Below are 12,438 nucleotides of genomic sequence, written 5' to 3'. Positions count from 1 at the left end.
GGGCGGTGCGGGGCCTTGAGCGGCAGCGATGCCGTACGGGGTCAGCCGCCGCCCACGAAGATCACGAACAGCAGCCACACCACGGGGGCGGTGGGCAGCAGCGAGTCGAGCCGGTCCATGATCCCGCCGTGGCCGGGCAGCAGCTTGCCCATGTCCTTGATGCCGAGGTCACGCTTGATCATGGACTCGCCGAGGTCCCCCAGGGTCGCGCTGACCGCCACGGCCAGGCCGAGCAGCAGCCCCTGCCACCACACGCCGTCCTCGATGAGGTACTGCATGCACAGCGCCCCCACGACCATCGCGAACGCCACCGCGCCCAGCAGCCCCTCGCGGGTCTTGCCGGGGCTGATGCGGGGCGCGAGCGGATGCTTGCCGAAGCGCCAGCCGACCGCGTACGCGCCGGTGTCGCTGACCACCGTCAGCAGCAGGAAGGTCAGCACCCGCTGCGCGCCGTCGGGCGCGGCCAGTATGAGCGCCACGAAGGTGGCGAGGAACGGCACGTAGAAGGCGGCGAAGACGCCCGCGGTGACATCTCTGAGGTAGTTGTCGGGTGGCTCGGTCATCCGCCACACGAGCACGGCGAGCGCCGTGAGCGACACCGCCACCCATGCGCCCTGCGCCCCGCGCACATAGCCCGCGACGACCATGGCGACGCCACCGACAGCAAGCGGCACCAGGGGGACCCGGATGTCCTTCCGCTCGGCCAGCCGGGAGGTCAGCTCCCACAGCCCGACGACCACGGCGACCGCTATCACGCCGATGAACACCGGCTTGTAGATGAAGAGCGAGGCGATGATGATCACGCCAAGGCCGACGCCCACCCCTATCGCGGCCCGCAGATCGCGGCCCGCGCTCTTCTTCTTCGCACCCTGATCGCCGCTACCGCCGGGCGCGCCGCCCGCGGACTCGGGGCCGGAAACGGGGGATGCCGGCGGCTGCCCGGGGGGCTGCCGGGGTCCGGGCCGCGGCTCCTGCTCATCGCGGAACAAGGGGCCGCCCGGCCGGGCGGCCCCCCGGTCACGGCCGGCGGCGTCGCCGGGGTCGCCGCCGGCGTGCGGCACGGTGGGCATGGGGCGAGTCTGCGCCGCTTCGGCCACCTCGTGCGCGGGACCCGCCGAAGAAGGGGGCACCTCCCAGCCGTAGCCGGGGGAGGTGCCCTGATCAGTCGGTCCCCAGAGTCCGGCGCGTGGTGGGGCCCCCCAGGAAGAGTCGTTCATCAGACCTCGAGCAGCTCGGCTTCCTTGTGCTTGAGCAGCTCATCCACCTGCGCGACGTACTTCGCGGTGAGGTCGTCGAGCTCCTTCTCCGCACGCCGGCCCTCGTCCTCGCCGACCTCGCCGTCCTTGATCAGCTTGTCGATCGACTCCTTGGCCTTGCGCCGGATGCTGCGGATCGAGATCTTCGCGTCCTCGCCCTTGCCCTTGGCGACCTTGATGAACTCCTTGCGGCGCTGCTCGGTCAGCTCGGGGAACACCACTCGGATGATGTTGCCGTCGTTGCTGGGGTTGACGCCCAGGTCCGAGTCGCGGATCGCCTGCTCGATGTTGCGCAGCGCGCTCTTGTCGAACGGGGTGATCACGGCCATGCGCGGCTCGGGCACCGAGAACGACGCGAGCTGGTTGATCGGCGTCAGCGCACCGTAGTAGTCCGCCACGATCTTGTTGAACATGGCCGGATGCGCACGCCCGGTGCGGATCGCCGCGAAGTCCTCCTTGGCGACCACAACGGCCTTCTCCATCTTCTCCTCGGCCTCGAGGAGGATTTCTTCGATCACCACTTGCTCCTGGTGTTATCCGTAAGCAGAGCCTCGCCCCTGCGTGCGTCTTCTCCTGCACGGTGTCCGACCGGCAGGCCGTTGTCCATCCCCCGAACGAGCCGTCAGGCCCGTGAGTCCTGGTCACTCACGAGCGTGCCGATCTTCTCACCCTTCACCGCGCGCGCGATATTTCCTTCGGCGGTCAGCTCGAAAACCAGGATCGGCAGCTTGTTGTCCCGGCAGAGGGTGATCGCGGTGGCGTCGGCGACCTTGAGGTCCCGGGTGATCACCTCGCCGTATTCCAGAGCGTCGAACTTGACCGCGTCCGGGTTCCGCTTGGGGTCGGAGTCGTAGACCCCGTCCACCCCGTTCTTACCCATGAGCAGCGCCTCGGCGTCGATCTCCAGGGCACGCTGGGCGGCGGTGGTGTCCGTGGAGAAGTACGGCATGCCCATGCCCGCACCGAAGATCACCACGCGCCCCTTCTCCAGATGGCGCACCGCGCGCAGCGGAATGTACGGCTCCGCGACCTGGCCCATGGTGATGGCGGTCTGGACGCGGGAGTCGATGCCCTCCTTCTCCAGGAAGTCCTGGAGGGCGAGGCAGTTCATGACGGTGCCGAGCATGCCCATGTAGTCCGACCGCGCCCGGTCCATGCCGCGCTGCTGCAGCTCCGCCCCGCGGAAGAAGTTGCCGCCACCGATCACGATGGCGATCTCGGCGCCGTCCCGCACCACGGCGGCGACCTCGCGGGCGATGGCGTGCACGACATCGGGGTCGACCCCGAGTCCCCCGCCCCCGGCGAACGCCTCGCCGGACAGCTTCAGCAGGAAACGGCCGTGTCGTACTGGACCGTCCGCGTTCTTGTCGGCGGCCTGTTTGGCGTCCGCGCCGTGATTCATTGGAGATCTCCTCGTGCACATACGAAGAAGGCCACTGCCGGGTCCTGGTACGACCTCTGCGGCAATGGCCTCCTCGTCACATCTGCGGCCGACCGGTTGACGGTTGGCTGCCTACGACCCTATCGGTGTCGCCGGTGTTTCGCTGCTCGGCTCAGACGCCGACGCGGAAACGGGCGAAGCGGGTCAGGGAGACGCCGGCCTCGTCCAGGACCTTCTGGACGCTCTTCTTGTTGTCCTTGGCGAACGCCTGGTCCACCAGGACGTTCTCCTTGAAGAAGCCGGTGACGCGACCTTCGACGATCTTCGGCAGGGCGGCCTCGGGCTTGCCCTCCTCGCGAGCGGTGGCCTCGGCGACGCGACGCTCGTTCTCGACCGTCTCGGCCGGGATCTCGTCACGGCTCAGGAACTTCGGCGCGAAGGCCGCGACGTGCTGCGCGACGTCCTTGGCGACCTCGGCGTTCTCCTTGTCCAGCTCGACCAGGACGCCGACCTGCGGCGGCAGGTCCGGGCTGGTGCGGTGCATGTACGCGGCGACGTAGCCGCCGGAGAACTGCGCGAAACGGTCGAGGACGATCTTCTCGCCGAGGGTCGCGTTGGCCTCGTCCACGAACGCCTGGACGGTCTTGCCGGCCTCGATCTCGGAGGCGAGCAGGGCCTCCAGGTCGGCCGGAACGGTCTTGGCGACGTGGGCGGCGATGGCGTCGGCGACGGCGATGAACTTGTCGCCCTTGGCCACGAAGTCGGTCTCGCACTTCAGCTCGACCAGCACACCGGAGGTGTTGTCGTCGGCGATGAGGGAGACGACGGCACCGTTCTCGGCGCTGCGGCTCTCGCGCTTGGCCACGCCCTTCTGGCCCTTGACGCGGAGGATCTCGACGGCCTTGTCGACGCCGCCCTCGGCCTCGTCCAGCGCCTTCTTGCAGTCCATCATGCCGGCGCCGGTGAGCTCGCGGAGCTTCTTGACGTCAGCGGCGGTGAAGTTCGCCATGATCTGTGAATCTCTTCTCGAAAGTCGAAAGCTCTACGGGTGAACGACGGGGGCGGCGCCATCGCACCGTCCCCCGCCGTTGTACACCGTCTGAGTGGTCAGGCCTGCTCGGCGTCCGCGACCGGGGCCTCGGCGGGCTTGGCGGCCTCGGCGGGCTTGTCGGCAGCGGCCTCGGCCGGCTTCTCGGCAGCGGCGTCGGCGGCGGCCTCAGCCGGCTTGGCCTCGGACTCGTCGGCCTTCTTCTCGCCCTCGAGCAGGTCGCGCTCCCACTCGGCCAGCGGCTCGCCCGCACCCTTGTCGGCCTTCTCGTCGCCGGTGGCGACGCCGGAGCGGGCGATGAGGCCCTCGGCGACGGCGTCGGCGATCACCCGGGTGAGCAGCGTGACGGAGCGGATCGCGTCGTCGTTGCCCGGGATCTTGTAGTCGACCTCGTCGGGGTCGCAGTTGGTGTCGAGGATCGCGACCACCGGGATGCGGAGCTTGCGCGCCTCACCGACGGCGATGTGCTCCTTCTTGGTGTCCACGATCCAGACGGCGCTCGGCACCTTCTGCATCTCGCGGATACCGCCGAGGGTCTTCTCCAGCTTGGCCTTCTCGCGGGAGAGGACCAGGAGCTCCTTCTTGGTGAGGCCGGAGGCGGCCACATCCTCGAAGTCGATCTGCTCGAGCTCCTTCAGGCGCTGCAGGCGCTTGTAGACAGTCGAGAAGTTGGTCAGCATGCCGCCCAGCCAGCGCTGGTTGACATACGGCATACCGACGCGGGTCGCCTGCTCGGCGATCGCCTCCTGCGCCTGCTTCTTCGTGCCGACGAACATGATGGAGCCGCCGTGGGCGACGGTCTCCTTGACGAACTCGTAGGCGCGGTCGATGTACGACAGCGACTGGAGCAGGTCGATGATGTAGATGCCGTTGCGCTCGGTGAAGATGAAGCGCTTCATCTTCGGGTTCCAGCGGCGGGTCTGGTGCCCGAAGTGGACGCCGCTCTCCAGCAGCTCCCGCATCGTGACGACGGCCATGGCCGTACTCCTCGAGGTACTCGGTTCCACGGCGGCCGGGCGGCCGCCGCTCCTGACGCCCCGGCGCGCCTGCCACGAACGAGGGCCCTGTCAGGGGCTCGTCCGAGGACCGAGGGGCGCGGCCGCCGCGCTGCCGATACGTGCTCGGGGCGCGGGCGGCGGGGCGTGCGAAGTCGATCCGGTGACCCGGATCGCCATAAGAAGTGTACGGGACCCGTGCGGTGCCGGGTGACGGCGATATCCACAACCCGTGGGTAGTCCCCAGTTCGCGTCCATGATCCTCCGGATGCGCGGATTGGCGTCACCGTGGATGACATGCGACGGCTTGGTGCGATGTGGGTTCTTGCCCTGTGCTTCCTGACGTTTCCGGTCCTGGTCCCGGCCGCGGTGGCCGCGCCGGGCCCGGACGGCCGGTCGTGGCCGGTGGCCGGAGTGGAGGGGGCGCCACGGCCCTCGGTGCTGAGGGCGTGGCGGCCGCCGCCCGCGCCGTGGGCGGCGGGTCACCGCGGGGTCGATCTGGCGGCGGGCGCGGGTCAGCGGGTGCGGGCGGCGGCCGCGGGGCGGGTGAGCTTCGCGGGCCCGGTCGCGGGGCGCGGGGTGCTCACCATCGAGCTGTCCGGGACCGGCGCTCCCCCACTGCGGACGTCCTACGAGCCGGTGCGGGCCACGGTGGCCAGGGGCGCGCGGGTGACGGCGGGGCAGGTGGTCGGGGTGATGGAGGCGGGGCCGTTCCACTGCCCGTCCGGTTGTCTGCACTGGGGGCTGCGGCGCGGGGACCGCTACCTGGATCCGCTGTCGCTGCTGCCGTCGTCGATGCTGCGGGGCGGGCCGTCCCGGCTGCTGCCGGTCTTCGGCGTGCCGCCCGCCGCCCAGGGGCCGGCGGCTGCTTCACCGCCGGTGGCCGGGGCGCGGCTCCGCCTGGCGGCCACCGCCTCGTCCACCGGCGCGTCGGGCCTGGTGGCACCCCTGGCCCTGGCGGCCGCGGCCGCCTGGGCCGGGCGTCGCCTCCGCGACCGAGCCGAGTGGCGGGCCGGACGCGCCGCACCCGCAGCCGGCCCGGGGGCGCGCCCGGGTGGTCGCCGGGTTCGCCGGAACCACCGCCGGGTGGAGGGGCCGGAGCGGCGGGGCGGGCTCGGGATCAGCCCCGTACGCCGCCCAGGGCCATGGCGACCGCCGCCTCCGTGATGTGCTCGGGGTCCTCTGCGGCCCCCAGCTCGATGCGGCGGACCGCGGCGTCCACCACGCCCTGCAGCAGCACCGCGGCGAGCCGGGGCTGCTGATGGCCGAGCGCGCCGAGGGCATCGACCACCATGCAGATCAGCCCGCCGTGAGCGGCGCGGATCTTCTCCCGCGCGCCCGCGTCCAGCTCGCCGGCCGAGATCGCCACCACGGCACGGTGGCGGCGGTCCCCGACGAGGGCGAGCTGGCGGCGCACATAGGCCTCGACCTTCGCCTCGGGCGTACCGGCCTCCTCCATGGCGGCCTCGACCTCGGCGGCCCAGACCGGGAAGTCCACGGCGCACAGCTCCTCGACCACGGCCGCGCGGGAGCGGAAGTACTCATAGACGGACGAGCGGGCGAGGCCCGTGCGCTCGGCGAGTGCGGGGAAGGTCAGCGCCTCCGTACCGCCCTCGGACAGCAAGGAGCGGGCGGCCTCCAGCAGGGCGCCGCGCTGCATCGTCCGGTGCTCGGCCACTGAGGCCGCTCGAATCCTGGGCACGTCACCACTCTACGGAGACGTCACGACGACGTCACCGTGACGGTGATCCCGGTGGGACGATTCAGCGTCCGACGTCGGCGAGTTTGGCGCGCAGCTGGAGCACGGACTTGGTGTGGATCTGGCTGACCCGGCTCTCGGTGACCCCGAGGACCTGGCCGATCTCGGCCAGGGTGAGCCCCTCGTAGTAGTAGAGCGTGACCACGGTCTTCTCCCGCTCCGGAAGGGTGTTGATGGCCCGGGCGAGCAGCCTGCGCAGCTCCCGGTCCTCGGCCACCTCGACCGGGTTGTCCGCGGCGGTGTCCTCCAGGGTGTCCATGAGGCTGAGCCTGTCGCCGCCCTCGCCGCCCACGTGCAGCAGCTCTTCCAGGGCGACCACGTTGGCGAGCGACAACTGGCTGAAGACCCCGTGCAGTTCGTCGACGCTGATGTCCATCTCGGCGGCGACCTCGACCTCAGTGGGGGTGCGCCGCAGCGCCGCCTCCAGCGTGGCGTACGCCCGCTCGACCGCCCTGGCCTTCTGACGGACCGAACGCGGGATCCAGTCCAGCGCCCTCAGCTCGTCGATCATCGCCCCGCGGATGCGGGTGATGGCGTAGGTCTCGAACTTGATGGCGCGCTCGGGGTCGAACTTCTCGATGGCGTCGATGAGTCCGAAGACCCCGGACGAGACGAAGTCGGCCTGCTCGACGTTGGAGGGCAGCCCGACACTGACCCGCCCGGCGACGTATTTCACCAGGGGCGAGTAGTGCAGGATCAGCTGCTCCCGCAGCCGCCCGTCGCCCGTGGCTTTGTACGACCGCCACAGCTCGTCCAGCGAGGACGGTGCCGCGGGGCGCACCACGCCGCGGGCAGCGGGCGGCGCCGCGCGGTCAGACCCGGAGATGTGCTGGGGCATTCGTCGCCTTGAGCCGTTCTGCCATGACATGGGTGAGGACGTACGCTTCCACCGGAAACCTTGTGAGCGTAGCGTGACTGCGACGTCGCGGTATGCGAAGGGCAGTGGCTCGACGGTGCGCGGATACGGTCATCGCCTCAACCCTTTCACCCGATTGCCCCGATTTGGGGGATCGCCTCGCCGTGTGCCGTCACTCCGGCGCGCGGGCGGCGCCAACTGCCAGCGGTCGCCATGGCGTTCGACGAAACCCAGGGCGAGCAGTTCATAGAGGCGGCTCACGGCCTCTTCACAGCTCGTCCCGGAATCCCTGGCCACCTCGCGTCCGTCGTTGCCGCCCTGTGCCGACAACGCTTCCAGCACCCGTGCCGTCACGGGATGGAGCAGGTCCCGCTCGACGAGGGGCCCTTCCCGGACAGGGGCGAGCTCCCCGATGCCGCCGATCAGCTCGACGACTTCGTCGGCGTCGGTGACCAGCACGGCCTCGCCGCGCAGCAGTTCGTGGACCCCCGCGGAAAGCCCGCTGGTGACCGGGCCGGGCACTCCCATGGTGGACCGGCCGAGCTGTTGTGCCCGGCGCGCGGTGACCAGCGACCCGCTGCGGTATTCGGCCTCGATGACGACCGTGCCGCGGGTGAGCGCGGCGATGACCCGGTTGCGCAGCACGAAGCGGCCGCGGGTGGGATGCGCTCCGGGCGGCAACTCGGCCAGTACCAGACCCTGTTCCGCGATGCGCTCGATCAACTCGGCGTGCCCCCGCGGATAGGGGGTGTCCACCCCGCAGGCGAGCACGGCGACGGTGGCCCCGCCCGCGGCGAGCGCCCCGCGGTGCGCCGCGCCGTCCACGCCCTGGGCCGCTCCGGAGACCACCACCCAGCCCCGCTCGGTGAGCCCGGCACCCATCGTCGCCGCGACATGCGCGCCGTAGTCGCTGCAGGCGCGCGCCCCGACGACCGCGACCGAGCGCAGCGCCCACATGCGCAGCGACGCGGGGCCCCGCACCCATAAGCCGACCGGGCGGGCGTCCCCGAGGTCGTCGAGCTGACCGGGCCACTCCATGTCCCCGGGGCAGACGAACCGCCCGCCACGGGCGGCGATCAGGTCGAGGTCGGCCGCGGGGTCGAGCCCGGCGGCCCGCAGCGCGCATCCGGCCAGCCGCTGTGGGCTCGCCCCATGCGGCGGCGGGGCCTCACCGGTGAGCGCCCGCCACAAGGCCACCGGCCCCAGCCGCCGCAGCCAGCGCCCCACCGTCTCGTCGCCGGGCTCCACGAGCCGGGTGAGGGCCGCGCGGGCGAGCCGCTCCTCACCGTTCACGCCGGGCCCGGGGTCCCCGGCGGGCGGCATCCCGGGCGCCGTGGCGGGGATCCCCGCCGGGCCGGCGGCCATCAGTACTCCCCCGCGCCGGCGGGCACCCCGCGGGTCACTCCGGTGCGCAGCTGGAGCGCCCGGGCGACGTCCGGCGCCAGTGGCCGGTCGTGCCCGGCGAGATCGGCGACGGTCCAGGCGACCCGCAGCACCCGGTCCAGGCCGCGGGCGGTGAGCAGCCCGCGCTCCATGTCCCGCTCGGCCTCGCGGAGCGCCCCGGGACAGGCCTGCCAGCGGGTGCGCAGCTCATGGCCCGGCACCTCGCTGTTCAGCCGCCAGGGGGTGTCCGCGAGGCGCGCGGCGGCCCGCTCCCTCGCCTCGCGCACCCGGGCCGCGACCGCGGCCGTGCTCTCCGCCGGGCCGCCCGCCCCGGTCAGCTCGGCCCGGCTCACCGACTCGACGTGGACGCGCAGGTCGACCCGGTCCAGCAGCGGGCCGGAGAGCCGCGACTGGTAGCGGCGGACCGTCGAGGGCGAGCATTCGCAGCCGTCTCCCAGCAGCCCGTGGCGCCCGCAGGGGCAGGGGTTGGCGGCCAGCATGAGGAGGAAGCGCGCGGGCATGCGCATCATGCCCGCGGAGCGGGCGACCACCACATGGCCGGATTCCAGGGGCTGGCGCAGGGCGTCCAGCGCCCGGCCGCTGAACTCGGGCGCCTCGTCCAGGAAGAGCAGCCCCCGGTGGGCGAGGGAGACCGCGCCCGGCCGCGGCAGCCCGTTTCCCCCGCCGACCAGGGCGGCCATGGTCGCCGAATGGTGCGGCGCGCAGTACGGGGGCTTATCCACCAGGGGCTGGCCCGGTGGCAGCACCCCGGCCACCGAGTGGACGGCGGTGACCTCCAGCGCCTCCTGCTGGGTGAGCGGCGGCAGCAGCCCGGGCAGCCGCTCGGCCAGCATGGTCTTCCCGGCGCCCGGCGGCCCGATGAGGAACAGATGGTGGCCCCCGGCGGCGGCGACCTCCAGCGCGGTGCGCGCGGCACGCTGCCCGGCGACCTCGGCCAGATCGGGCCGCCCCACCCCGGCGCCGGGGAGCGCGGCCACCCCGGTGCCCATGCCCGCGCCGGGCATGGTGAGCCCCGCCAGCATCGGATCGGGCCGCCCGGCCTCCAGCGGCTCGTCCTCCTCGGGCAGCGGTTCGTCGGTGAGGACCGCGATCAGCTGGCGCAGGCTCCGCACGCCGAGCACCGAGACGCCCGGGACCAGGGACGCCTCGGCCGCGGTCTGCTCGGGGACGACGACCTGCCGGTATCCGGCCTCGGCCGCCGCGAGCACGGCGGGCAGCACCCCGCGCACGGGCCGGACCCGGCCGTCCAGGCCCAGCTCCCCGATCATCATCAGATCGGCGATCTCCCGTGGGTCGACGCGCTCGGCGGCGCCGAGCACGGCGCAGGCCACGGCGAGGTCGAAGCCGCTGCCGCCCTTGGGGACGGAGGCCGGGCTGAGCCCGACGGTGAGCTTCTTCTGGGGCCAGGCGGCATCGGAGTTGACCACGGCGGCGCGGACCCGGTCCCGGCTTTCGACCAGGGATTTGTCGGGGAGGCCGACGAGGGTGAAGGCGGCCACACCGGGCTCCAGGTCGGCCTGGACCTCGACCACCACGCCCTCGACCCCGACCAGCGCGACCGAACAGGTGCGGGCGAACCCCATTCAGGCCACCCCCCGCAGATGCTCGACCACGGGCGCGCCGCGCCGGGGCAGCACCACGCCCACCAGATCGATCCGCACGCCTCCCGGTGGCGGCCCGCCGTGCCGCTCCAGCCAGCGCTCGGCGAGCCTTCGCAGCCGGTCGGCCTTGCCGGGCCTGACCGCCGCCGCCGGCGGTTCGTAACCCTCCGCGCGACGCGTCTTGACCTCGCAGACGACCAGCGCCCCGGCATCCAGCGCGACAATGTCGATCTCGCCGTCCCGGCACCGCCAATTGCGCTCCAGGACGGTCATCCCGGCCTCGGCCAGCCGGCGCGCCGCCAGATCCTCGCCGTAGCGGCCCAGTGCTCCCCGGGCGTTCATTCGGCACCACCTCCGGCACCGACTGTGACGCGCCCGCCCCGAATTCAGGGATCTTGGTGGATTTCTGTGGACGAACCGGCGCCGGTGGACAATCCGGCCACCCGGAAGAGTGAGTCAGCCCCGGAGGACCGGAGGACCGGCAGGTCAGCCTCCCGGAAGGTCGAGGTCGCTCTTGTTCAGCTCCTCGATATTCACGTCCTTGAACGTCAGTACGCGTACCTGCTTGACGAACCGCGCCGGTCGGTACATGTCCCAGACCCAGGCGTCCGCCATCGACACCTCGAAGAAGACCTCACCCTGGACGGAGTGCACCTGCATCTCGTAGTCGTTGGTGAGATAGAAGCGGCGCTCGGTCTCGATCACATATTTGAACAGACCGACGACATCGCGGTACTCCCGGTAGAGCTTCAGCTCCATCTCGGTCTCGTACTTCTCGAGGTCCTCGGCGCTCATGGCATGTTCCCCTTCAGCCGTGCGTCCCCCCATTGTGCGTCAGACGCGCTCAGTCTCCAGGATCACCGGCGTACTGGGCGGTCCCTCGTCGAGCAGCGTACGCAACAGTTCCACGAGCCGGGTCGGGTACACCGGCTCGGCCGCCCCGGCCAGCTCCTCCACGGTCCACCAGCGCAGCCCCGCCACGCTGCGCCGCTCCAGCTCCGTCAGCCCCTCCGGGCGCGTCGTGGTCTGCTCCGTACGGGCCAGGTAATACCACTCGTCCTGGTCCCAGCGACGGCCGAAGAACGGGAACGAGCAGGTGCGCCGCCACATCAGCGGGCCGAGCCGGACCTCGGTGATACCGGTCTCCTCCGCCAGCTCGCGCAGGGCGGCCTGCTCGCGGCTCTCGTCGCCCTCCAGCCCGCCGCCCGGGGTGAACCACCAGGTCAGCGAGGGGTTGTCCGGTTCGAAGCCGTGCAGCAGAAGGATCCGGTCCCGCGGGTCGAGCAGGACCACCCGGGCGACCTTCCGCAGCGGCGCCGCGTCCGTGCCGGTCTCGCCGGCCCCGTCAGCCACTGGCCGCCACCTTCTCCCGCGTCTCGTCCCGCCGCGCGGTGCCGCCTCCCATCCGGCGCGCGACCGGCCCGTGGGCCGCACCTCCCAGGATGAGCACGGCGCCGGTCAGGACCGAGACCAATACGAGCCGGAGCGGGCCGGGCTGCGAGACGCCGCCCGGCAGTTCCTTGAACACCTCCGGGCGCCCCATCATGCCGAAGGACCCCAGGGGCCAGGCGGTGGCGTCCACCCGGGCCGTCACGGCGCCCGTGGGCACGGCTCCACGGCTGCTGTCGGTGAGGTGCGTCCGGGAGTCGAGGGAGTCACTGCGGTGGTCACCCATGAGGAACAGGCTCCCCTTGGGCACCGTGGTGGTGAACCGGGTCATCGAGGCCGGTTCCTTGGCCTGAAGATACGGTTCTTCGAGTGTCTTGCCGTCCACGGTGATGCGGTTCTGCTTGTCGCAGCAGACGACCTTGTCGCCGCCGACCCCGATGACCCGCTTCACCATCGGCAGAGCGCCCCAGACCTCGTCCTGGAAGACGACCACATCGCCGCGGCGCACCTCATCCCCGTCGATGCGCTCCGCGAGCACCCGGTGGCCCTTGCCGATGGTCGGCGACATCGAATCGGTCGGGACGCTGTACGGCTTGTAGAGCACCGCGCCCCAGGCGAAGCCGCCCAGGAACAGCACACTGCCGACGGCCACCGCCAGCCCGGACAGCACGGCGCCCAGCCTGCTGCCCCCCGCCCCTCGGGCATCGCTCATTCCAGTGCTCCCGCCGTGTCCCGCAGACATAGAAGGT

At 71.9% G+C, this 12,438-nt stretch carries 14 protein-coding genes; 1 reads left to right on the top strand and 13 read right to left on the bottom strand.

Annotated features, from left to right (window positions below):
- Positions 1 to 41: 41 nt before the first annotated feature.
- The 5 genes from ASC60_RS36125 to rpsB all read right to left on the bottom strand — a co-directional run bounded on the left by ASC60_RS36125 (position 42) and on the right by rpsB (position 4,662).
- A complete protein-coding gene (locus tag ASC60_RS36125; protein ID WP_079038852.1) occupies positions 42 to 1,217 on the bottom strand; it encodes a phosphatidate cytidylyltransferase in 1,176 nt (391 codons plus the stop codon).
- The gene (gene frr, locus ASC60_RS36120) at positions 1,217 to 1,774 is read right to left on the bottom strand and encodes a ribosome recycling factor (protein ID WP_009714720.1); all 558 of its coding nucleotides are present in this window, start codon (positions 1,772 to 1,774) and stop codon (positions 1,217 to 1,219) included. Before frr ends, ASC60_RS36125 begins: the two co-directional genes overlap by 1 nt.
- 104 nt (positions 1,775 to 1,878) lie before the next feature.
- The gene (pyrH, locus tag ASC60_RS36115; RefSeq protein ID WP_055557951.1) at positions 1,879 to 2,658 is read right to left on the bottom strand and encodes a UMP kinase; all 780 of its coding nucleotides are present in this window, start codon (positions 2,656 to 2,658) and stop codon (positions 1,879 to 1,881) included.
- 151 nt (positions 2,659 to 2,809) lie between these two features.
- Complete coding sequence (gene tsf, locus ASC60_RS36110; RefSeq protein WP_055557950.1) at positions 2,810 to 3,646, bottom strand: translation elongation factor Ts; 837 nt, start codon at positions 3,644 to 3,646, stop codon at positions 2,810 to 2,812.
- 98 nt (positions 3,647 to 3,744) lie between these two features.
- The gene (gene rpsB, locus ASC60_RS36105; protein ID WP_055557949.1) at positions 3,745 to 4,662 is read right to left on the bottom strand and encodes a 30S ribosomal protein S2; all 918 of its coding nucleotides are present in this window, start codon (positions 4,660 to 4,662) and stop codon (positions 3,745 to 3,747) included.
- 315 nt (positions 4,663 to 4,977) lie between these two features.
- Here rpsB and ASC60_RS44275 point away from each other — a divergent pair, with 315 nt between their 5' ends.
- Positions 4,978 to 5,847, top strand: a complete 870-nt coding sequence (locus ASC60_RS44275; RefSeq protein WP_107097255.1) for a M23 family metallopeptidase — start codon at positions 4,978 to 4,980, stop codon at positions 5,845 to 5,847.
- Here ASC60_RS44275 and ASC60_RS36095 read toward each other — a convergent pair.
- The 8 genes from ASC60_RS36095 to lepB all read right to left on the bottom strand — a co-directional run bounded on the left by ASC60_RS36095 (position 5,801) and on the right by lepB (position 12,401).
- On the bottom strand, positions 5,801 to 6,340 hold the full coding sequence (locus ASC60_RS36095) for a TetR/AcrR family transcriptional regulator (protein ID WP_055557957.1): 540 nt from the start codon (positions 6,338 to 6,340) through the stop codon (positions 5,801 to 5,803). The genes ASC60_RS44275 and ASC60_RS36095 overlap by 47 nt on opposite strands.
- Before the next feature lie 103 nt (positions 6,341 to 6,443).
- The gene (whiG, locus tag ASC60_RS36090) at positions 6,444 to 7,277 is read right to left on the bottom strand and encodes an RNA polymerase sigma factor WhiG (RefSeq protein ID WP_055557948.1); all 834 of its coding nucleotides are present in this window, start codon (positions 7,275 to 7,277) and stop codon (positions 6,444 to 6,446) included.
- A 129-nt stretch (positions 7,278 to 7,406) separates the two neighbouring features.
- Entirely contained in the window at positions 7,407 to 8,660 is a 1,254-nt protein-coding gene (dprA, locus tag ASC60_RS36085; protein ID WP_370593006.1) for a DNA-processing protein DprA, read from the bottom strand.
- A complete protein-coding gene (locus ASC60_RS36080; RefSeq protein ID WP_055557947.1) occupies positions 8,660 to 10,282 on the bottom strand; it encodes a YifB family Mg chelatase-like AAA ATPase in 1,623 nt (540 codons plus the stop codon). Before ASC60_RS36080 ends, dprA begins: the two co-directional genes overlap by 1 nt.
- Positions 10,283 to 10,642 (bottom strand): YraN family protein, encoded by a 360-nt coding sequence (locus ASC60_RS36075; RefSeq protein WP_055557946.1) that lies wholly within the window; start codon positions 10,640 to 10,642, stop codon positions 10,283 to 10,285.
- Between the two features lie 144 nt (positions 10,643 to 10,786).
- Complete coding sequence (locus ASC60_RS36070; protein ID WP_009714730.1) at positions 10,787 to 11,095, bottom strand: DUF2469 domain-containing protein; 309 nt, start codon at positions 11,093 to 11,095, stop codon at positions 10,787 to 10,789.
- Between the two features lie 39 nt (positions 11,096 to 11,134).
- The gene (locus ASC60_RS36065) at positions 11,135 to 11,653 is read right to left on the bottom strand and encodes an NUDIX hydrolase (protein WP_055557945.1); all 519 of its coding nucleotides are present in this window, start codon (positions 11,651 to 11,653) and stop codon (positions 11,135 to 11,137) included.
- Entirely contained in the window at positions 11,646 to 12,401 is a 756-nt protein-coding gene (lepB, locus tag ASC60_RS36060; protein ID WP_055557944.1) for a signal peptidase I, read from the bottom strand. The genes ASC60_RS36065 and lepB overlap by 8 nt, the downstream gene beginning before the upstream one ends.
- Positions 12,402 to 12,438: the final 37 nt, after the last annotated feature.

Origin of the sequence: Streptomyces sp. NBRC 110028, from assembly GCF_001417735.1 — a bacterium.
Classification (GTDB): domain Bacteria; phylum Actinomycetota; class Actinomycetes; order Streptomycetales; family Streptomycetaceae; genus Streptomyces.
This window is presented reverse-complemented; position numbering and strand designations above follow the sequence as displayed.